At 74.4% G+C, this 20,289-nt stretch carries 16 protein-coding genes, 1 tRNA gene and 1 other RNA gene; 6 read left to right on the top strand and 12 right to left on the bottom strand.

Going from position 1 to position 20,289, the window contains the following annotated elements; translation table 11 throughout:
* Positions 1 to 24: 24 nt before the first annotated feature.
* From OG295_RS16175 to ffs, 6 genes are all read right to left on the bottom strand, one after another.
* Entirely contained in the window at positions 25 to 927 is a 903-nt protein-coding gene (locus OG295_RS16175; RefSeq protein WP_371677506.1) for a phosphoribosylaminoimidazolesuccinocarboxamide synthase, read from the bottom strand.
* Positions 928 to 1,058: 131 nt separating this feature from the next.
* The gene (locus OG295_RS16180; RefSeq protein ID WP_371677507.1) at positions 1,059 to 2,534 is read right to left on the bottom strand and encodes a N,N-dimethylformamidase beta subunit family domain-containing protein; all 1,476 of its coding nucleotides are present in this window, start codon (positions 2,532 to 2,534) and stop codon (positions 1,059 to 1,061) included.
* 158 nt (positions 2,535 to 2,692) lie between these two features.
* Positions 2,693 to 4,624 (bottom strand): hypothetical protein, encoded by a 1,932-nt coding sequence (locus OG295_RS16185; protein WP_371677508.1) that lies wholly within the window; start codon positions 4,622 to 4,624, stop codon positions 2,693 to 2,695.
* Between the two features lie 314 nt (positions 4,625 to 4,938).
* Positions 4,939 to 6,192: a phosphoribosylamine--glycine ligase gene (gene purD / locus OG295_RS16190; protein WP_371677509.1), complete on the bottom strand. Its 1,254-nt coding sequence runs from the start codon at positions 6,190 to 6,192 to the stop codon at positions 4,939 to 4,941.
* 60 nt (positions 6,193 to 6,252) lie between these two features.
* Entirely contained in the window at positions 6,253 to 8,532 is a 2,280-nt protein-coding gene (locus tag OG295_RS16195; RefSeq protein WP_371677510.1) for a DNA polymerase III subunit gamma and tau, read from the bottom strand.
* 65 nt (positions 8,533 to 8,597) lie between these two features.
* Positions 8,598 to 8,696, bottom strand: an RNA gene (ffs, locus tag OG295_RS16200) — signal recognition particle sRNA small type.
* A 142-nt stretch (positions 8,697 to 8,838) separates the two neighbouring features.
* On the opposite strand from ffs, the gene OG295_RS16205 reads away from it, so the two are divergent.
* Positions 8,839 to 8,926 (top strand) — tRNA-Ser (locus tag OG295_RS16205).
* A 109-nt stretch (positions 8,927 to 9,035) separates the two neighbouring features.
* Here the strand turns inward: OG295_RS16205 and OG295_RS16210 are convergent.
* The gene (locus tag OG295_RS16210) at positions 9,036 to 9,548 is read right to left on the bottom strand and encodes a PadR family transcriptional regulator (RefSeq protein WP_371677511.1); all 513 of its coding nucleotides are present in this window, start codon (positions 9,546 to 9,548) and stop codon (positions 9,036 to 9,038) included.
* A gap of 98 nt (positions 9,549 to 9,646) precedes the next feature.
* Here OG295_RS16210 and OG295_RS16215 point away from each other — a divergent pair, with 98 nt between their 5' ends.
* The gene (locus OG295_RS16215) at positions 9,647 to 10,207 is read left to right on the top strand and encodes a hypothetical protein (RefSeq protein WP_371677512.1); all 561 of its coding nucleotides are present in this window, start codon (positions 9,647 to 9,649) and stop codon (positions 10,205 to 10,207) included.
* Entirely contained in the window at positions 10,204 to 11,511 is a 1,308-nt protein-coding gene (locus tag OG295_RS16220) for a carotenoid oxygenase family protein (RefSeq protein WP_371677513.1), read from the top strand. Before OG295_RS16215 ends, OG295_RS16220 begins: the two co-directional genes overlap by 4 nt.
* A gap of 17 nt (positions 11,512 to 11,528) precedes the next feature.
* Here the strand turns inward: OG295_RS16220 and OG295_RS16225 are convergent, their stop codons facing one another.
* A complete protein-coding gene (locus OG295_RS16225; protein ID WP_371677514.1) occupies positions 11,529 to 12,197 on the bottom strand; it encodes an HAD family hydrolase in 669 nt (222 codons plus the stop codon).
* 5 nt (positions 12,198 to 12,202) lie between these two features.
* Positions 12,203 to 12,958: a DeoR/GlpR family DNA-binding transcription regulator gene (locus OG295_RS16230; protein WP_371677515.1), complete on the bottom strand. Its 756-nt coding sequence runs from the start codon at positions 12,956 to 12,958 to the stop codon at positions 12,203 to 12,205.
* Between the two features lie 74 nt (positions 12,959 to 13,032).
* Here OG295_RS16230 and OG295_RS16235 point away from each other — a divergent pair, with 74 nt between their 5' ends.
* Complete coding sequence (locus OG295_RS16235; protein WP_371677516.1) at positions 13,033 to 14,244, top strand: MFS transporter; 1,212 nt, start codon at positions 13,033 to 13,035, stop codon at positions 14,242 to 14,244.
* Positions 14,245 to 14,325: 81 nt separating this feature from the next.
* Positions 14,326 to 14,826: a hypothetical protein gene (locus OG295_RS16240; protein ID WP_371677517.1), complete on the top strand. Its 501-nt coding sequence runs from the start codon at positions 14,326 to 14,328 to the stop codon at positions 14,824 to 14,826.
* Between the two features lie 17 nt (positions 14,827 to 14,843).
* On the opposite strand, the gene OG295_RS16245 is transcribed toward OG295_RS16240, so the two are convergent.
* Together OG295_RS16245 and OG295_RS16250 are read right to left on the bottom strand one after the other, a co-directional pair.
* Positions 14,844 to 16,460 carry an MFS transporter gene (locus OG295_RS16245; RefSeq protein ID WP_371677518.1) on the bottom strand — a complete coding sequence of 539 codons (1,617 nt, stop codon included), beginning with the start codon at positions 16,458 to 16,460 and terminating at the stop codon, positions 14,844 to 14,846.
* A 118-nt stretch (positions 16,461 to 16,578) separates the two neighbouring features.
* Complete coding sequence (locus OG295_RS16250; RefSeq protein ID WP_371677519.1) at positions 16,579 to 18,099, bottom strand: MFS transporter; 1,521 nt, start codon at positions 18,097 to 18,099, stop codon at positions 16,579 to 16,581.
* A gap of 127 nt (positions 18,100 to 18,226) precedes the next feature.
* Here OG295_RS16250 and OG295_RS16255 point away from each other — a divergent pair, with 127 nt between their 5' ends.
* A complete protein-coding gene (locus OG295_RS16255) occupies positions 18,227 to 18,625 on the top strand; it encodes a molybdopterin-binding protein (RefSeq protein ID WP_371677520.1) in 399 nt (132 codons plus the stop codon).
* 49 nt (positions 18,626 to 18,674) lie between these two features.
* Here OG295_RS16255 and OG295_RS16260 read toward each other — a convergent pair whose 3' ends face one another.
* Complete coding sequence (locus tag OG295_RS16260; protein WP_371677521.1) at positions 18,675 to 20,120, bottom strand: PucR family transcriptional regulator; 1,446 nt, start codon at positions 20,118 to 20,120, stop codon at positions 18,675 to 18,677.
* Positions 20,121 to 20,289: the final 169 nt, after the last annotated feature.

The raw sequence follows: 20,289 nt of genomic DNA on the forward strand, positions 1-20,289 counted from the left end.
TCCGATCGGGGCCTTCTTCGTGTCTCAGCTCCAGGTCTGGCCGGTGAGGCGCTCGTAGGCCTCGACGTACTTGGCCCGGGTCCGCTCGACGACCTCCTGCGGGAGGACGGGCGGCGGCAGTTCGCCCTTGGAGTTCCATCCGGAGGCGGGGGAGGCCAGCCAGTCGCGGACGTACTGCTTGTCGAACGAGGGCTGGGCGTGGCCCGGCTCCCACTGGTCGGCGGGCCAGAAGCGGGAGGAGTCCGGGGTGAGGACCTCGTCCGCGGCGACCAGGGTGCCGTCCTTGTCGAAACCGAACTCGAACTTGGTGTCCGCCAGGATGATCCCGCGCTCGCGCGCGATGTCCCGGGCGCGCCCGTACACGGCGAGGGTGGCCTGGCGCAGCAGCGCGGCCGTCTCGGCGCCGGTGGTACGCGCGACCTCCTCGTAGGAGACGTTCTCGTCGTGGTCGCCGACCGCGGCCTTGGCGGCCGGGGTGAAGATCGGGGCGGGCAGCTCGGAGCCGTCCACGAGGCCCTCGGGGAGGGCGAGTCCGCAGACCGTACGGGACTTCTCGTACTCGGCGAGGCCGGAGCCGGTGAGGTAGCCGCGGGCCACGCACTCGACGGGGACCATGTCGAGGTTCTGGCAGACCAGGGCGCGGCCGGCCCAGTCGGCGGGGGCTCCGGCGGGCAGCTCGGTGCTGATGACGTGGTTCGGGACCAGGTCGGCGAGCTGGTCGAACCACCAGAGGGAGAGCTGGGTCAGGATGCGGCCCTTGTCCGGGATCGCGGTGGGCAGCACCCAGTCCGCGGCGGAGATCCGGTCGCTGGCGACCATGACGAGGCGGCCGTCCTCGTCGCGGTAGAGGTCACGGACCTTGCCGGTGTGGAGGTGGACGAGGCCGGGCACCTGCACCGGCTCGGGCTTTTCGACGAATCCGGGCACGGAGTCTCCCTGTGGTTCTGTACGAGCGCAGGCCCATTCTCCCGCACGGGGGCCCGTGCCCGGGTCGGGGGGTCGGCCGTGCGGGTCGGCGGGGGCCTCTCCGCGGGGGCTTCCGGGCGGGGCGCGCGGGGTCAGTCGCGCTTGCAGATCCGGTCGAGGAGGTTGGCCGTGGCGCGCTGGACGCGCTCGTCCACGTGGCCGGGGCGGTCGAGCGCCGGGGACCAGGCGAAGGTGCCGGACGCGAAGACCAGGGCGCCGCTGGGCGCGCGGTAGAGGGAGGTCTCCTGGTGGCGCTTCGCGCCCTCGCTGTCGAGGTACGGGGAGTGCGCGAGCAGGATCCGGTCCCGGTGCACCGGGAGCTGGGTGCGCGGGAAGTAGCGGTCGGCCTCGCCCGCGACCAGGCCGTCGAGTTCGTCGTTCTCGGCCGCGCCCGTGGAGTCCCAGAGCCAGTGCGTGGCGTTGCGCACGACCAGGGGAGCGGGGTCGGGGACCCGTCCGGCGTACTGGATGCCGAGGAGCTGCTGTTCTGGGCGGTCGACCTCGCGCCACAGGCTGGGCCGGCCGGGGCCGCGGCGTTTTCGGCAGGTGAGGAGGCGGTCCTCGACCCCGGAGGGGGACGGGCCCAGTTCGACCTGCCAGTACATGGTGTTGGCGGAGAGGAAGACCAGCGAGGTTCCGTGGTCGCGGGCGCGCTCGGCGGTGCGGCGCATGGGGGCCGACCAGTACTCGTCGTGGCCGGGGAAGACCAGGCCGCGGTAGCGGGTGGGGTCGACGCGGCCGGCGTGGAGGTCGCGGGTGTCGGCGTAGGCGAGGTCGTAGCCGTAGCGCTCGGCCCAGCGGATGAAGTCGTAGGCGTGGCCGACGTGCAGGGGCAGGCCGGCGCCCGCGTAGGGGCGGTCGAAGGAGACCGTGGTGGCGGCGTCGCGCTCGCCGAGGAGACGGCCCTCCTCGTCCCAGGCGTGGTAGAGGCTGGCGCCGGTGTGACCGTCCTCGGGGTAGAGGTTGTAGGCCTGCCAGGTGATGTCCGGGAGCAGCAGGAGGAGGTCGGCGGGGCGGTCGTCGCGGACCGTGAAGGGGATGTGGGAGCGGTAGCCGTCGACGGTGGTCAGGACGGCCACGTACGCGCCGACGTTCCAGTACGAGGGGACCTGGAGGCGCCAGGACAGCCACCAGTGGTGGCAGGAGACGGTGCGGTCGGCGGTGAGCGGGGGCGGCTGCACGATCCCGGACAGCCGGGGGCTGGTGGTGATCTTGAAGGCGCCGTCGCCGGCGTAGTGGCCGATCCGGTAGACGTCGACGGAGAACTGCTGGGGCGGGTCGACGGTGATGTGGAAGTCGATCGCCCCGCCGGGGGCGACCGCGCCGGTGGAGGCGAAGCCCTTGATCTGGCGGTGCACGTCGTCGGCGGTGAGCGGGCCGCTGCTGCGGGCGCGGGGGACCCGGCCGGGGGCCGCGGCCGGGTCCACGTACCAGGGGACGACATGGCCGGTGTCGTCGAAGTACAGCTCGCTGCCGCGGAACCAGGGCAGGGGGCCCTGGCCGAAGGGGTCGTTGACCGCGTGCGCGAGCGCACCTGACTCCCACCGCCGGATCTGGTCCGCACCCATACGGCTCCCCTCCCTCGCTCCCCCGAACGCGTTTTCGTCAGTGCGGCCCGACGGTTTTCGGACAGCTCCGTCGCGACCGGTCCCAGCACATCACATAACGCACGCAGTCCGTCACCGTTCGTCGCGAATTGGCGTGACCGGAACCCCGGGCGCCGCCCTCAGACGAGGCGGACGGGCTTCTCGGGGCGTACGCCGACCTCCGCGAGCCAGTCGCGCAGGGGCGCCGGGTCCCCGTCCTCGACCAGGGAGAGCACCCGGGCGGCCAGGTCGGCGCTGCGCCGGCCGCCGACGAGGAGGACCGGGCCGTCGAGCCAGTCCAGGCCGGGGGCCGCGCCGGCCGAGTCCACGGCGGCGCAGCAGACCAGCGCGGTGACGTGGTCGGCCAGCAGGTCCCGGCCGCTGCGCGGGGGCTGGAGCGGGAAGAGCGGGAGCGTGTCCGCGCCACTGGGGCGGCCGGATCCCGCGGCGGAGCCGGCGGCGCGTTCCTCGCGGGCCAGGTCCCCGCCGATGCGCCCGGCCAGGGCGTCCCCGGCGGCGCCCTCGCCGGTGGGGTCGGTGAGGTACGCGAGCACCCGCTCCAGCGTCGGGCCGCCGAAGCCGTCCTCGGCGGGCGGAGCGAAGGCGGGCCGCCCGCCGGCGGCCGCGTCCCGGCCGGCCCCCGGGGGCGGGCCCGCGGGGGCCGCGGGGGCCGTGACGGGGCCCGGGGCGGGGCCCGGGGCGGGGCCCGGGGCGGGGGCGGGGCTCGCAGCGGGGCTGGGGGCGGGAGTCGTCGCCGGCACCGGAGGCGTCGGCGAGGCCTGGGGGGACCTCAGGCTCTGGGGGGATGCCGGGGCCTGGAGGGACAGCGAGGTCTGGGCCGTCGGCGAGGTCTGGGCCGTCGCCGGCGTCTGGGCCGTCGCCGGCGTCTGGGGGGACGCCGGGGGCGTCGGAAGGCCCGTCGGGACGGAGAGGGCGTCCAGGGCCGTGTGCAGGCGGGCGGCCTCGGTGCGCCACTTGCGGTCGACGACCTCCTCCGGGTACGCCGCCCAGTCCACCGGCGACCAGTCCGGCCCGGCCTCGGCGGGGCCGCCGTGGAAGAGCCGGGCGGCCAGCAGGGAGGTGGCCTCGTCGACCGCCCCGGGCTGCTCCAGCAGATCGCACGCGGGACGCTCGCCCAGCCGTGAGGTGAACTCGTCGGCCAGCCGGTCGCGACGCGAGAGCTCGGTCAGGGCGGAGACCACCCCGGCATCGAGGTGCGCGGGCCAGCGGCCCATCCGCCAGGCGGGCAGGGCGACCCGGGTCAGCAGCCGGTCCCAGCCCGCGTAGGCGAGGCCGACCTGCTCCTGGGCGACGATGCGCAGCCCGTAGTCCACGCCCTGGGCGCGGTCGGAGGCGGCGGCGGCCACCCCGCGCTCCATCTCGGCGGCGTCCGTCCGGCACAGCCGCAGCAGCAGCCGGGCGGGATGCGCGATCCAGCCCAGGCCGGGCCGGCTCCCGATGTCCACGGCGGCGTCGAGTCCCCGGACGAAGCCGCGCGCGTCGGCTATGTCCGGGTGGGCGGAAGGGCCCGTACCGGCGACGACGGGCGCGAGGACGGCCCGTAGCTCGGCGACCCGCATCCACCACAGGAAGGGGGAGCCGATCACCAGCACCGGGGCGGCGCCCGGCTCGGACTCGGGCCCCGCGGGCCCGGCGGACGTGCGCGCGCCGGCCCGGCGGTGGGCCGCGTGCGCACGGTCCTCCAGCCAGCTGTCGCAGTCCGGGGTCAGGGCTATCGCGGAGGGCGCGGGAACGTCCATCCGGTCGGCGAGGTCGCGCACCAGACGGTAGAGGTCGGGCGCGGCGGCCTCGGAGAGCGGGACCGTCGGCGTCACGGCGGGGCGGGCCCGCAGGACCACGGCGCCGAAGATCCCGCCGGCCAGCAGCACCAGCGCGGCGACCGCGCACACGGACAGGGTCACCGCCGGCCAGGGGTCCCCGGCCAGCCGGCCCGTCATCCGGGCGGCCACGAGCACCACCGCGAGGGCGGCGGGCAGCAGCACGGCGGCCAGCGCCCTGCTGCGGACCCGCAGCACGGCGAGGGCCCGGGAACGCGCGGAGGGCGTGCCCACTTCTGCGATCGAACCGGTTCCGGACACGGCCGGACCTCACCCCCTCTGCCCTGCGGCGGCGTTGCTCACTCCCCCACTGTGACACCCGCCACCGACATCGCAATGCCGGTGGGCCATGTGCCGGAATGCTTGCGCCGCACCCTAGTTGGGGCCGGGGCGGACGTCAGGCGGTCCGGGTGACGATCACCCGATGGAATGGCTTTGGGCAAAGGTGGGTGCGTTCGAACGCGGCCGGATGCAGTCGCACGCGAACACGCGCGCGGGCCCGGTGCGCCTTCCCGCGCACCGGGCCCGCTTCGCCACGACCCTGCTGGTCAGCGGCCTTCGGCCGCCTTGGCCGCAATGTCCGTACGGTGCTGCGAACCGTCGAGCCTGATCCGCGAGACCGCCGTATACGCCTTCTCGCGCGCCTGCGCCAGGTCGGAACCGGTCGCCGTCACCGAGAGCACGCGACCACCCGCGCTGACGACCGCGTCGCCCTCGCGCCGGGTCCCGGCGTGGAGCACGTAGGCGTCGGGCGCGTCCAGGGCCGCCACCTCGGCGAGGCCCTCGATCGGGTCCCCGGTCCGCGGGGTCTCCGGGTAGTTGTGCGAGGCGATGACCACCGTGACGGCGGCGTCGTCGCGCCAGCTGAGCGGCGGCTCGGCGTCCAGGGTGCCGCGGGCGGCGTTCAGCAGGACGCTCGCGAGCGGGGTGCGCAGCCGGGCGAGGACGACCTGGGTCTCCGGGTCGCCGAAGCGGGCGTTGAACTCGATGACCCGGGTGCCGCGGGAGGTGATCGCGAGACCGGCGTAAAGCAGGCCGGAGAAGGGGGTGCCGCGGCGGCGCAGTTCGTCGACGGTGGGCTGGAGGACCAGCTCCATGACCTCGTCGACCAGCTTGGGGTCGGCCCAGGGGAGCGGCGAGTACGCACCCATGCCGCCGGTGTTGGGGCCCTCGTCGCCGTCGAGCGCGCGCTTGAAGTCCTGCGCGGGCTGGAGCGGGAGGACGGTGACGCCGTCGGTGATGGCGAAGAGGGAGACCTCGGGGCCGTCGAGGTACTCCTCGATGACGACCCGGTCGCAGGCCAGCGCGTGGGCGCGGGCGGCGGCCCGGTCCTCGGTGACCACGACGCCCTTGCCGGCCGCGAGACCGTCGTCCTTGACGACGTAAGGGGCGCCGAAGGCGTCGAGCGCCTCGTCGACCTCCTCCGCGGTGGTGCAGACGTAGCTGCGCGCCGTCGGTACCCCGGCGGCGGCCATCACGTCCTTGGCGAAGGCCTTGGAGCCCTCCAGCTGCGCCGCCTCCGCGGAGGGGCCGAAGACGGGGATGCCGACCGCGCGGACGGCGTCGCCGACCCCGGCCACCAGGGGTGCCTCCGGGCCGACGACGACCAGGTCGGCGCCGAGTTCGGTGGCGAGCGCCGCGACCGCGGCGCCGTCGAGGGCGTCGACCGGGCGCAGCTCCGCCACCTCGGCGATGCCGGCGTTGCCGGGGGCGCAGTACAGCGCGGAGACGTCGGGGTCGAGGGACAGAGAGCGGCACAGGGCGTGTTCGCGGGCGCCGCCGCCGATGACGAGGACCTTCACGCCGCCCAGGGTAGCCCGGACGGCGTGGCGCGTTTCGTGCGGCCACCCAACTACAGGGGGCTACTCATTCGTGTATTCCTCCACAACGGTGGCTCCGAGCTCCCTCACGATGAGGTCGTGTCCGGTCAGGGCGCTCTCGACGAGGTCGGGATCGTCCTCCTCGGCGAAGTCGTCCTCGGGGGCGACCGGCGGGGGCGCCTGCTGTACGGGCGGCTGCGGGGCGGGGGCCGACTGCTGGGGCGGCTGGTACTGCTGCTGCGGGGCGGGCGCCTGGGGCTGCTGCGGGGGCGGCTGCGGGGTGTAGGCGGGTGCGGCCGGGGCCCCGTACGAGGACTGCTGGACGGGGGCCGGGCTGCCGCCCCCGCCCGCGCCGACCACGGCGTCGATCTTCCAGTTGACCTGGAACTGCTCGGCCAGCACCGCCTTGAGGACGTCCTCGCTGCCGCTGCTCGCGAAGTTGTCGCGGGCTCCGGGGTTGGGGAAGCCCAGCTGGAGGGTGGTGCCGTCGAAGCCGGTGACCTGGGCGTTCTGGCTGAGCAGGATCCAGGTGAAGCGGCGGCGGTTCTTCACGGCCTCCAGGATGCCGGGCCACATCGCCTGGACCTGCCCGGCGCCCGCGGCCATGCCGGGGGAGGGCGCGGCGACGGGGGCGGCGGCCTGCGCGGGGGCCGCCACGGGGGCGGCGGGCGCGGGCGCCGGGGCCCCGCTGCCGGGGGCGGCGGCGCTGGGCCAGGCCCCGGCGGTGGGCTGCGCGGGGGCGGGTGCGGCCGCGGGGGCGGGCTGCGCGGGGGCGGCGGCCGGCGCGGCGGCACCCGGCCAGGCGCCGGGGGCACCGCTGCCGGGCTGCGCGGCTCCGGGCCAGGCACCGGGGGCGGGCGCGGCGACGGGGGCCGGCGCGGCGACGGGGGCGGGCGCGGCGACGGGGGCGGCAGGGGCGGGCGCGGCGGAGGCGGCCGCAGGCGCGGAGACCGGGGCCGGGACCACGGGCGCCGCCGGAGCGGCCACGGGCGCCGGGGCCTCGTCCGGCACGGGACCCCGTACGGCGGCACGCGCGGCGGCGACCCCGCCGCCCGGCCCGGCCGGGGCCATGCCGTGCGCCTCGGGCGCGGGCACGTACCCCATGGCGGGCGCGGCCGCGGGCGGGGCGGTGAAGGCCCCGGCGGCGAAGGCACCGGCGGGGGGCCCGCTGCGCTCCAGCCGGTCCAGCCGGGCCTGGAAGGAGCGCTCGTCGTCGAAGGCGGCCGGGAGCAGCACCCGGGCGCAGATCAGCTCCAGCTGCAGCCGGGGCGAGGTCGCCCCGCGCATCTCGGTGAGCCCGGCGTTGACCAGGTCGGCGGCGCGCGACAGCTCGGCGGCGCCGAAGACGGAGGCCTGGGCCTGCATCCGTTCCACGACGTCGGCGGGGGCGTCGATGAGCCCCTTCTCGCCGGCGTCGGGCACGGCGGCCAGGATCACCAGGTCGCGCAGCCGCTCCAGCAGGTCGGCGACGAAGCGGCGCGGGTCGTTGCCGCCCTCCACCACGCGGTCGACGGCCTCGAAGGCGGCGGCCCCGTCCCCGGCGGCGAAGGCGTCGATGACGGAGTCGAGGAGCGACCCCTCGGTGTAGCCGAGCAGGGAGGTCGCCATGGTGTACGTCACACCCTCGTCGGCGGCGCCGGCCAGCAGCTGGTCCATGACGGACATGGAGTCACGGACCGACCCGGCCCCGGCCCGCACGACGAGCGGCAGCACGCCGTCCTCGACCTTGGCGCCCTCACGGCCGCAGACCTCGCCCAGGTAGTCGCGCAGGGTGCCGGGCGGGACCAGCCGGAAGGGGTAGTGGTGCGTACGCGACCGGATGGTCCCGATGACCTTCTCGGGCTCCGTGGTGGCGAAGATGAACTTGAGGTGCTCCGGCGGCTCCTCGACCACCTTCAGCAGGGCGTTGAAGCCCGCCGAGGTGACCATGTGGGCCTCGTCGATGATGTAGATCTTGTACCGGCTGGACGCGGGCCCGAAGAAGGCCTTCTCGCGCAGGTCACGGGCGTCGTCCACACCACCGTGCGAGGCGGCGTCGATCTCGATGACGTCGATCGATCCCGGGCCGTTCCGCGCCAGGTCGCGGCAGGACTGGCACTCGCCGCACGGATCGGGGGTGGGGCCCTGCTCACAGTTCAGGCAGCGGGCGAGGATGCGCGCGCTGGTCGTCTTTCCGCAGCCGCGCGGCCCGCTGAACAGGTACGCGTGATTGACCCGGTTGTTCCGCAGGGCCTGCATCAGCGGGGCAGTGACATGCTCCTGCCCGATGACCTCGGCGAACGACTCGGGGCGGTAGCGGCGGTACAGCGCAAGGGACGACACGTCTACGAGGTTATCCGGGCCCACCGACATCAGCGGCCCGCCGACGCCCCCGGACCCGCCCCGGAACGCAAAGCGCCCCCCACGCACCCGCCAGAGCCCACTTACCCTTGCTGCCTTCCGGCCCTGGGGGAGTTGGGTGAGATAGCGCCACGTGAGGGGCTGGGCCCCACCCTAGCGGATCCCGGGCCCCGGAATCGACCCGCCCTCCGACCGATCCGCTCACCGGACCCCGCGCCGGCCCCCTCCGGAAACCCAAGATCGGATCGTGTTCGCGAGCACCCCTCAACGTCTTGTATTGTTTGCCGCGGAGGATTCGCCTAGTGGCCTAGGGCGCACGCTTGGAAAGCGTGTTGGGGGCAACCCCTCACGAGTTCGAATCTCGTATCCTCCGCCAGTGCCTCACCGGGCACGTTGTCGAAAAGCCCCGCTGCTCGCAGCGGGGCTTTTCGTTTGCCCCCGCCACCCGGGGGCGGCGGGGGCAGGGAGCAGGGGGCCGGGCCCCGCTAGCCGATGCGGTCCGCGGCCCACTCGGCCCACTCGCGGCGCATGGCGTTGAGGCGGAGGCCGTACTCCAGGGCGATGCGGCCGTGGACCGACAAGGGGTCGTCGCCCCAGTCGATGGACTCCTCCAGGCGGCGCAGGTCCTCGCACTCCCGCTCGGACATGTCCGCGAGCCAGGTGAGGTAGCCCCGCGCCCGCTCCGGGGGGAGCACGTTGAGGAAGAAGACGCGCAGCAGGAGGTCGCTGCGGGTGTTGCGCTGAGGTCTCGTCTCGGTGAGCCAGTGGCGCAGTTCGGTCAGGCCCTCGTCGGTGAGGGTGTACTCCTTGCGGCCGCGCGGGCCCTCCGCCGAGACGGTGATCAGGCCGTCGGCGGCCAGCTTGGAGAGCTCCGTGTACATCTGGCTCTGGGTGGCCGGCCAGACGTTGGCCAGTGAGGTCTCGAAGCGCTTGAGCAGGTCGTAACCGCTGGCCGGGCGCTCTGACAGGAGTCCGAGGAGGGCGTGTCGAAGGCTCATGCCCCTCACTTTACCTTCCATCCTTGACATGTCAGTTGTGGAACATCTAACTTCGACATGTCAGAACAGGAATGTCAGGCAGACCGGGGGCCCTTTCGATGTCGTACGTCCGCACCTTCCTCCCGTGGATCGTCTTCGCGGTGTTCCCGTCCGCCCAGTGGCAGTGGGGCGCGCTCGCCGGACTGGTCGCCGCGGTGGCCGTGACCCTCCAGCAGCGCCGGGCCGGGGCCGGCTTCGACGCGCTGATCATCGAGATCGGGTCGGCGGTCTTCTTCGCGGCCCTGGCGGCCATCGCCTTCGCCGATCCGGACTCCGGGGCGCACGCCTACTCCGCGGCCCTCTCCTCGGCCACCCTGGCCCTCATCGCCGGGGGCTCGCTGCTCGTGGGCAAGCCGTTCACCCTCGGCATCGCCAAGCGCACCACTCCCCGCGAGATCTGGGGCCTGAAGCCCTTCGTCCGGGTCAACACCGTCATCACCGGCGTGTGGACCGCCGCCTTCGCGGTCACGGCCGCCGCCCTCGCGGCCCTCGCCCACGCGGGCCAGGGACACTCGGCCTCCGCGACGCTGGTCCAGGCCGCCGGGTTCGTCGTCCCGATGCTCTTCACGGTCCGCTACGTCGCCGCCGTCCAGGCCAAGGCGAAGGGCGGAGAGCGATGAGCACCCCCCGCCACCTCGCCGGCAACTACGCCCCGGTCCGGGAGGAACTCACCTCCCACGACCTCACCGTCACCGGACGGCTCCCCGACGCGCTGACCGGCTGGTACCTGCGCAACGGGCCGAACCCGGCCGACGCCGCCTCCGCCCACTGGTTCTTCGGGGACGGCATGGTCCACGGAGTCCGGCTGGAGGGCGGTCGCGCCGTCTCGTACCGCAACCGCTGGGTGCGCACCAGCACCTTCACCGACGGCGCCCGCGGGTACGACGAGCGGGGTCGCCGCGACCTCACCGCGGGACCGGCCAACACCCATGTCGTGCGGCACGCCGGGCGCACCCTCGCCCTCGTCGAGACGGCCCTGCCGTACGAGCTCTCCCCCGGCCTGGACACCGTCGGCCCGTACGACTTCGGCGGGAGGCTGACCACCGCGATGACCGCGCACCCCAAGGCCTGCCCCGTCACCGGGGAGCTGCACTTCTTCGGCTACGGGATCACGGAGGCCCCGTACCTCACCTACCACCGGGCGGACGCCTCGGGCGAGTTGACGCTCAGCAGGCCGGTCGAGGTGCCCGGCCCGACGATGATGCACGACTTCGCCCTCACCGCCGGGCACGTGGTCTTCATGGACCTGCCCGTGGTGTTCGACCTCGGCCTCGTCGGCCAGGGGATGCCCTACCGCTGGGACGACGGCTACGGGGCGCGGCTGGGGCTGCTGCGCCGCGACGACCCGCACGGGCGGGTGCGGTGGTTCGACATCGACCCCTGCTACGTGTTCCACACGCTCAACGCGTACGACGCGCCGGACGGGACGGTCGTCGTGCACGGCATGCGCTACCCGGAGCTGGGGCGGCGCGCGGCGGACGGGTCCGTCGACGAGGACCAGCAGGCCGTGCTCTGGAAGTGGACGGCCGATCCGGCCACGGGGACCGTCCGGGAGGAGCAGTGCGACGACCGGCCCGGCGAGTTCCCCCGGGTGGACGACCGGCTGACCGGGCTGGACGCGGCGTTCGGCCACGTGACCTGCGGGAGCGCCCTGGTCCGCTACGACCTGCGGACCGGCGCCTCGGCCTCCCACGACTTCGGTCCGGGGCGCACGCCGGGCGAGGCCGCGTTCGCCCCGGCCGACGCGGACGGGGGCGGGCCGGGCTGGCTGATGACCTACGTCCACGACGCCCGCACCGACCGCAGCGACCTGGTCGTCCTGGACGCGGACGACCTCGCGGCACCGCCGGTCGCCACCGTCCACCTCCCGGCCCGCGTGCCGCACGGCTTCCACGGCAACTGGCTGGCCGACCCCGAGGGCTGAGACCCGGGGGCCGGGGCTCAGGGGAGGGCGCGGCGCAGGGAGGCCGGGGTGGTGAACAGGTGCGTGTGGAGGCCCTGGGCCCGGGCGGCGCGGAGGTTCTCCTCGCGGTCGTCCACGAAGAGGATCCGGCCGGGTTCGAGGCCGAGCGCGCACAGGGCCCAGGCGTAGGCCTCCGGTTCGGGTTTGGCGTGGCCGATCCGGCAGGAGAGGGCGCGGACCCGGAAGTGGCCGAGCCAGGGGTGGTGGCGCTCGTAGTGGGCGGCGAGGTCCTCGGGGATGTTCGACAGGAGCGCGATCGTCCGGCCGCTCGCGGCGAGTTCCCCGATCAGGTCCACCATCTCCTCGTCGACGGCGCTCCAGCTCGCGGTGTCGGCCTCGACCAGGGCGGCGGTGCGGCGCGCGTCGAAGCGGACGCCGAGGGCCCCGGCGACGGCGCGCCAGTACTCGGGGCCGGTGAGGTCTCCCCGGTCGTAGGGCGGGCGCAGGGACCAGTACGCGTCCCGGAACACCGGGGCGGGCACGCCGGCGGTGGCGACGAGCCGGGCCCACCCCTCGGGGGACTGGTGGCGGGCGATGACGCCGAAGAGGTCGAACAGCACCGTGTCGGGGGTCGCGGAAGTCGAGGGGCTCGCGGGAGTCGAGGGGCTCGCGGGAGTCGCCGGGTTCAGGGGAGTCGCCGGGTTCACGGGGTTCACGCCTTCCGTACGGTGACGCCCGCGGCCGTCAGCGCCCCGGTCTCCCCGTCCGGGGCGTCCTCGCCGGTCACGACGGCGTGCAGCCGGGACGCCGGGGTCACGTGGGCCAGGGCAGTACGGGAGAGCTTGGCGGGTTCGGCGACGGCGATGACGCGGCGGGACGACGCAATGGCCGCGCGCTTGACGGCGGCGTCGGCCAGGTCGTAGGCGGTCAGGCCGGCGGCGGCGGTCAGCCCGCAGCAGCCGATGATCGCGGTGTCGAAGCGCAGGGCGGCGAGGGAGGCCTCGGTCAGCGGGCCGGTCAGGGAGAGCTCCCCGCGGCGCGGCTGGCCGCCGGGCAGCAGCAGCGTCAACCGCGGGGCGTCCGCGAGGGCGTTGGCCGCGTGCAGGGACAGCGGCATCACGGTGAGGCGCCGGTGGTGCAGGGCGCGCGCCACCTCCAGGCAGGTGGTCCCGCTGTCCACGACGACCGATTCCCCGTCCGCGATCAGCGCGGCGGCCTCGGCCGCGATGCGCCGCTTGACCTCCAGGCCCTCCTGGGCGCGCAGGGCGAAGGGGGGTTCCTCGCCGCGCAGCAGCAGGCTGCGGGCGCCGCCGCGGTAGCGCTCCAGCACGCCCTGTTCGGCCAGGGCCTCCAGGTCTCGCCGGATCGTCATCTCGGAGGCGCCGGTGAGCTCGGCCAGCTCCAGGACGCTGCGGCTGCCGCTCTCGCGCACCGCGTCGGTGATCTGCCTCAGTCGGTCTGCACTCATATCCCCCATTCAACACCTCTGATGTTCGAAGAGCAAGATTCCGAACATGAATCATGTTTGTTATGTTCGAACGCATGGAGACTTCCCTGCGGAACGGGCGACGGGCCACCTTCGCCTTCTTCCTCCTCAACGGCTTCCTCATGGGCATGTGGATCGTTCACATCCCCGTCGTGGAACAGCGCACGGGCATCGGCCACGCGGAGCTCGGCAGGCTCCTCCTCCTCCTGGGCGCCGGGGCCTTCCTCGGCATGCGCCTGGCCGGGCCGCTCACCGACCGCCTCGGCGCCCGCAGGGTCCTCCCGGCGAGCGCGGCCCTGTGCGGCGCGGCCGTCGTCCTGCCGGGCCTGGCCGGCGGCGCCCCCGGCCTGGGTGCGGCCCTGCTGCTGCTCGGGATCGGCAACGGCACCCTGGACGTGAGCATGAACGCCCACGCCGTCGAGGTGGAGCGCGGCTACGGCAGGCCCCTCATGTCCGCCTTCCACGCCGCGTTCTCCGTCGGCGGGGTGCTCGCCGCGGTGGCGGGCGCCCTGGTGCTCGACCGGGGCTGGAGCCCGGCCGCCGTGCTGGGGGCCACCGCGGCCGGGAGCCTCGTCGTCACGGCGGGCGCCACCCGGCTCCTGCTGCCCCGCGCCCCCGCGGACACCCCCTCCGGCCCGGCCGGAGCCGGCCCGCTCTCCGGCGGTCCGGCCACCGGCGGTGCCGTCGCCACGGCCCGCCGCACCGCGTCCCCGCGCCGCATCCGGATCCTGGCCGGTCTCGCGTTCCTGCTCATGCTCTGCGAGGGAGTCGCCAACGACTGGAGCACCCCGCACCTGCGGGACGTCCTCGGCGCGCCCGCCGGCACCGCCGCCCTCGCCTACGGGGCCTTCGCCACCGCCATGACCGCCGGACGGATGCTCGCCGACCGGGTGTCGGGGCGCCTCGGCCCGGCGGCCGTCCTGCGCGCCGGCTCGGCCGTCGCCGCGGCGGGCCTGGCCCTGGCCGCGCTCGCCCCCGACGTCCCGGTGGCCCTGACCGGGTGGGCCGTGCTGGGCGCGGGCCTGTCCGGCTGCGTCCCCCAGCTCTTCAGTGCCGCGGGCCACGCCGACCCGGCCGCCGCCGGGGCCAACGTCGCCCGGGTCGCGGGCCTCGGCTACCTCGGGATGCTCGCCGGACCGGCGGTGATCGGCCCGCTGACCCACCTCGTCCCGCTCGGCCCCGCGCTGTTGCTGCCGGTCGCGCTGTGCCTGGTGGTCTGCGCCGCCTCCGGGGTCCTCGCGGGGGAGCACCCGTCGCGGACCCCCTGACCGGCGGCGGCCCCTGACCGGCGGCGGGCCCGCCCGGCGCGGTGCCGTCGTACGCCCCTGACCTCTCGGCATGCTGAAGGCATGGATCACAGCAGCTCCGAACGGCCGGAATCACCGACCCGGGACTACTCCGGGGCCGTCTACGGCTCGCTCCTCGCAGCCTCGGTCATCGCCACGGCGGGCACGCTGGGTCCCTTCCCCCGGCTCCAGCTCGTGGTCATGCTGCTCACCACCGGCCTGGTCTTCTGGGTCACGCACGTCTACGTCCGCGTCGTCGGCGACCGGCTGACCCATCAGGCGCTGTCGTGGGAGATGGTCCGCCGCGAGGGCCGCCGGGAATGGCCGATCGCCGGGGTCGCGATCCCGCCGGCCGTCGCCGTGCTGGTGGGCCCGGTCCTGGGACTCGGCCCCGAGGGCACCGGATGGCTCGCCCTCTGCGTCGCCCTCGGCGAGCAGATCGGCTGGGCCACCGTGGGCCTCGTCAGGATCGGCGCCCACGGCCGTCTGATCGCCTTCACCGCCGTGGTCAACCTCTTCATGGGGCTGCTCCTGGTGGCCGCGAAGGTCCTGGTCAAGCACTGAGGCCGGGAGCCGTACGGCTACGGGTTCTTCGCGCGGGGCTGGGTGTCCGGGATCCGCTGGGTGAAGAACAGGGCGACGACCGCGGCGAGGGCGAGGACGGCGAGCGCGGCGCGCAGGCCGTCGAGCCGCGCGGCGGCGTTCGTTTCGAGGACGGCCCCGGCCACTTCCGGGCTGAGGCCTGCCTGGTCGAGGGCGGTCTCCAGCTGCGCGTCCGACAGGAAGGGGACGCCGCTAGCCAGTTCGACGGAGGCCTGGCTCTTGACCTCGGTGGGGACCGCCGGGTTCTGCTGGACGCCGGCCAGGAACGAGCTCGTCATGACACCGATCAGGATCGACCCGGCTAGCGCCGTGCCGATGGAGGCACCGAGGTTGGTCACGGCGTTCTGGACGCCGCCGACCTCCGCGCTCTTCTCGTCCGGCACGGCGGACACCGTGACCGAGCCCAGCTGGGACGCCAGCGCGCCCATGCCGAGGCCGATCAGCAGCAGCGGGACCGTGACGACCTCCGCCCCCGCGTCCGCGTCGAGCGCGGCCATCAGGACCACCGCGCCCGCGAGCAGCGAGAGGGTCCCGAGCCGCACCACCCGGCGCGGTGAGATGTCCGGGAGCAGCTTCGGGATCAGGATCGCGGCGGCCAGCAGCGTCAGCGAGAGGGGCAGGATGCGGGCGCCGGTCTGGAGCGCGGACAGGCCGAGGGCGACCGACAGGTAGAGGGGTACGACGAAGAACACGCCCATCTGCACGAGGTACTGGAAGAAGAACATCGTCAGACCGCCCGTGAGCTGGCGGTTGCGCAGCAGCTCCGGTTCCACCAGCGGCTCCTTGTGCCGCTTGACCATGCCGCCCTCCCAGCGCAGGAAGAGCCAGACCAGGAACAGGCCGGCCAGCATCATCCACACGACCATCGAGACACCGAGCCAGGAGGGGGCGTCGGGCTTCGGCCGGAACCATCCCCACTCGTCCGAGCGCAGGACTCCGTAGACGAAGATCCCGAGACCGAGGGCGCAGATCACGCTGCCGACGAGGTCGAAGCGGGGGCGGGTGCCGGCCGGGGCGTCCGCGATGCGCCGGGCGAGCACCAGGATGGCGAGCACGATGGCGACCTCGCCGGCGAAGACCCAGCGCCAGGAGAAGTACGTCGTGGCGACGCCGCCGATGAGCGGTCCGACCGCGATCGCCACGGCTCCCGCGGCCGTCACGAGCCCGTAGGCGGCGGCCCGGCGTTCCACGCCGAAGTTGCCGGCCACCAGGGCGACGATCGCGGGCAGGATCAGCGCCGCTCCCACGCCCTCCAGGAACGACCAGCCGATCAGGAGGACGGTCAGGTTCGGGGCGAGCGCGGTGGTCAGGGAGCCGCAGCCGTAGATGACGCAGCCGATCAGGAACGCGCGCTTGCGGCCGATGATCGCGCCGACCTTGCCGCCGGGGATCATGAACATGGCCATCACGAGGGTGTAGGCCGTGATCGCGCCCTGGATCCCGGTCACGGTGGTGCCGACGTCCGCCGCCACCGTCGCGATCGAGACGTTCATGACGGAGCTGTCGAGCGCCATCAGGAACTGTCCCGCCGCGAGCGTGATCAGGACCACCCGCCCCGTGGTCGTGGTCTTCGGAGTACCCGCCGCGGTTCCCATGGCCGGATCGTCCCAGGGGCTCCGCAGGACGGCACCCCGACCCGCCGCCGGGTTACGCCGGTTGGCGGTGGGGGAGGTTCCCCCACCGCCTCCGTGTGCCCGCTCCGCCCTACGGGGCTCAGCGCGCGCCCGCCGCGACCTCCTCGGCCGTCTCCGCCGGGGCCTGCGCCGGGGCGGCGGCCCCCTCGCGGTCCCGCATCAGGACCAGGGCCAGTCCGGCGGCGGCCAGGACGCCCAGGGCCGCGGCGCCGAAGGTGGCCGACATGGCGGAGGTGAAGGCGGACCGCGCGGCGTCGGCCAGGGCCGGGTCGGTCAGGGCTGCGGCGACCGAGTGCCGGGCGGCGTCCGGGGCGGAGGCGGGCATCGAGCCGCCGTAGACGCTGCTGAGCAGGGCCCCGAGGACGGCCACGCCGAGGGCGGCGCCGGCCTGCTGGACGGTGTCGTTGAGGGCGGAGCCGACACCGGCGTGCTCCTCGGGGACGGCGCCCATCAGGGCGGCGGTGGCGGCGGGCATCGCCAGGCCGCCACCGATGCCCATGACCGTCATGGCGGCGCACAGCGGCCAGAAGCCGTCGCCGGCCTCCAGGGTGGCCAGGAGCCCGAAGCCGGCGGCGATCACGGCCAGGCCGACGGCGGTCATGATCCGGTTGCCGACCTTGTTGCCCAGGGTGGCGCCGAGGCCGTTGAAGAGCAGGGTGGCGACGGCGAGCGGGGTGAAGGCGAGGCCGGTCTCGGTGGGGCTGTAGCCGCCGACGAACTGGAGGTACTGGGTCAGGACCAGCATCAGGCCGCCGTTGGCGAAGGTGAGCAGGACCAGGGAGAAGCTGGCGCCGCTGAACATCCGGTCGCGGAAGAGGTCGAGGGGGACCATCGGCGAGTCGGTGCGCAGCTCGTGGACCGTGAAACCGGCGAGGGCGAGCACCGCAACGGCGGCGTAGACGGTCAGGCCGTCCTGGGGGAAGACGATGATGGCCCAGATCAGGGCGGTCATCCCGGTGACGGACAGGGCCATGCCCGCGAAGTCGGGCTTGCGCCAGGGGCCCTTGGACTCGGGCATCAGGATCAGCGCGGCGGCGATGGCGATCAGGGCGATCGGAACGTTCATCAGGAAGACGGCGCCCCACCAGAAGTGGGCGATGAGCACGCCGCCGAGCGCGGGGCCGCCGACCATGCCGAGGACGGCGACCGCGCCCCAGGCGGAGATGGCCTTGCGGCGCTCCTCCTCGTCGAAGACGGTGATCAGGATCGAGAGGGTGCTCGGCATCACGAGGGCGCCGCCGATGCCCATGACCACGCGTCCGGCGATGAGCTGGGCCGGGGAGTCGGCGTAGGCGGCGAGGAGGGAGGCCATCCCGAAGAGCGCGAGTCCGATCACCATCACCCGGCGGCGGCCGAAGCGGTCGGAGAGGCTGCCCGCGGTGAGCAGGAGTCCGGCGAAGACCAGGATGTAGGACTCGATGATCCACTGGATGGCTTCGGCCCCGGCGCCCAGGTCCTCGGCGATCGGCGGGATCGACACGGTCAGCACCATGTTGTCGACGACCAGTACGAGCGTGCTCAGGCAGAGCACGATCAGGATGAGCCAGCGGCGCGGGTTGCGTGCCGCCCCGCCCGTGGTGATCCCGTCCAGCGCGTCCATGGTGGTCCCTTCCCCTTCTCCCACACTGCTGCGTACACCGTTCGCCCGGTGTCGTGAACAACGTACGCTGACGCGTACAGCGTTCGCAACCCCTTCCGGGGCACCCGGGCGTGGATAAGCTGCGCGCGTGCCGTCGTACTCGATCGGGCAGGCCGCGGGCCTGCTGCGCGTGAGCCCCGAAACCGTGCGCCGCTGGGCCGACGCGGGGCGGCTGCCCGCGCTGCGGACTCCGGACGGGACCCGCGTGGTGGACGGCGCGGCGCTCGCCGCCTTCGCCAAGGAACGGGCCACGGGCCTGCACCCCCTGCCCGAAACGGCCGCCGCCACCTCCGTCCGCAACGCCTTCGCGGGGATCGTCACCGCGGTACGGGTCGACGAGGTGACGGCCCAGGTGGACATCCAGTCGGGCCCGCACCGGATCGTCTCCCTCGTGACCCGGGAATCGGTGGAACAGCTGGGCATCGCGGTCGGGGTCAGCGTCACCGCCCGCGTGAAGTCCACGGAAGTGCACGTGGACGTCCCCTGAGGCGGCCGGGCCCACCGGGCCCGGCCGCCTAGGGGGACCCCGCCGGGGGCTAACCGCAGCGCAGGGCCGCGTACAGGTCCAGCTTGTGGTCCAGTCGGGACAGGTCGCGGCCGGTCAGGGCCTCCACCCGCTCGATCCGGTAGTGCACCGTGTTCACGTGCAGGTGGAGGACCTCCGCCGTACGCGCCCACGAGCAGTTGTTGGCCAGGAAGACCTCCAGGGTCTCCCGCAGCATTCCGTCGCCGAGCGGCCCCAGCGTCCGCGCGCCGTAGACGCCGCGCACCTCCGGCGGCACCCCGGCCAGCAGTTCCGCCAGGGTGTCCAGCTGCTCGACGGCCCGTACGGGGCTCTCCGCGCCCGCCGCCGTGAGCGTGAACAGCGCCTGGTTCAGGGAGGCCCGCAGCTGCTCCGGCCCCGCCGCCCGCGCGCCCGCGCCCAGGCGCAGGTCCTCGTCCGGGCCCCCGCACGCCTGGAGCAGCGGCCACACGCCGCGCAGCCCGGCGGTGGGGTCGGCCCCCGCGTCCGGGTCCTCGTAGAGCACGGCGGCGGAGTCCCCGACGGCGCACCGGACGCCCTCCAGGTGCCCCAGCGCCTCGGCCAGCGCGTCGCCGGAGGTGGCGGCGAGCACCCGGTAGGGCCCGCTCGTGGGCAGTCCGGCGGAGGTCAGCGCCTCCTCCAGGGCCGCCGGGTCGGCGTCCTGCGCCAGCAGGGAGACCAGCGCCTGCCCGGCGGCCCGCCCGGCGGCGGCGCGGCGGGCGTGCCCGTCGCGGTACTGGGCGAGGACCTCGGCGATCTCGTGGAGCACCCGCGGGGGCGCCGCGTCCGCGTCGGGCAGGTACAGCTGCCAGGCGTCGTACGGGGAACTGTCGGACTCGACGCGCAGCGACAGCCCGTCCCGCGCGGGGGCCGCACGCTGTGCGGGGATCACCGGCGCCGAAGGGGTGCGCGCCACGGTGCGACCGCTCGCGGTCAGCACGTAGCAGGGCACCTTGCCCAGGTGGGCGCAGGCCCGGTCGAGGAGTTCGTCGGGGCCGGCCCCGCTCTCCAGGAGCCGGCTCAGCTCGGCGCGCACGTTCTCGGGGAGCGCGAAGGTCCGGGTCGGGCGGCGGCTGAGGTCGCCCCACTGGCGCAGGTAGACGGCCTCGGTGACGGTCCGGAAGCTGGTCCGCGCCGGGACGGCCACCAGCGGCACCCGGTAGGCCCGGCAGGCGGCGACGAGATCGTCGGGGATCCCTCCGTGGGTCTCCTCACCCGCGAAGAGGGCGGTGGCCCCGGCCCCGGCGAGCGCCGAGACGAAGCGGTCCACCTTCCTCGGGTCACCCTCCTGCCACCACACGAGTCCACTGAGCACCAGCTCCCCGGGGCCCAGGAAACGGCCCGGGTCCTCCAGGTCGGTGGCGGTGACCCCGCTGACCTCATGGCCGAGAAGGGCCTCCTCACCCCAGAGCAGTGTGAGACCGAGGTTGTCGGACTGGAGCAGGTCGAGGACGTGCATGGCAGGGACTCCTTGCGGCGGGGGTGACCCACATTCGCCAGGTGAATACGAGAAACCTCATCGTAAATGCAAGGGCAACCCCTGCCTATGGCTCTTGGTTGATTATCCAAGGCGAACTGCTGGAACCGGTTCGGTTTCCGTGTCCGGGACCAGTCGTTTCGTCCCCCGG

The sequence above is a fragment of the Streptomyces sp. NBC_01276 genome (genome assembly GCF_041435355.1).
GTDB lineage: Bacteria > Actinomycetota > Actinomycetes > Streptomycetales > Streptomycetaceae > Streptomyces.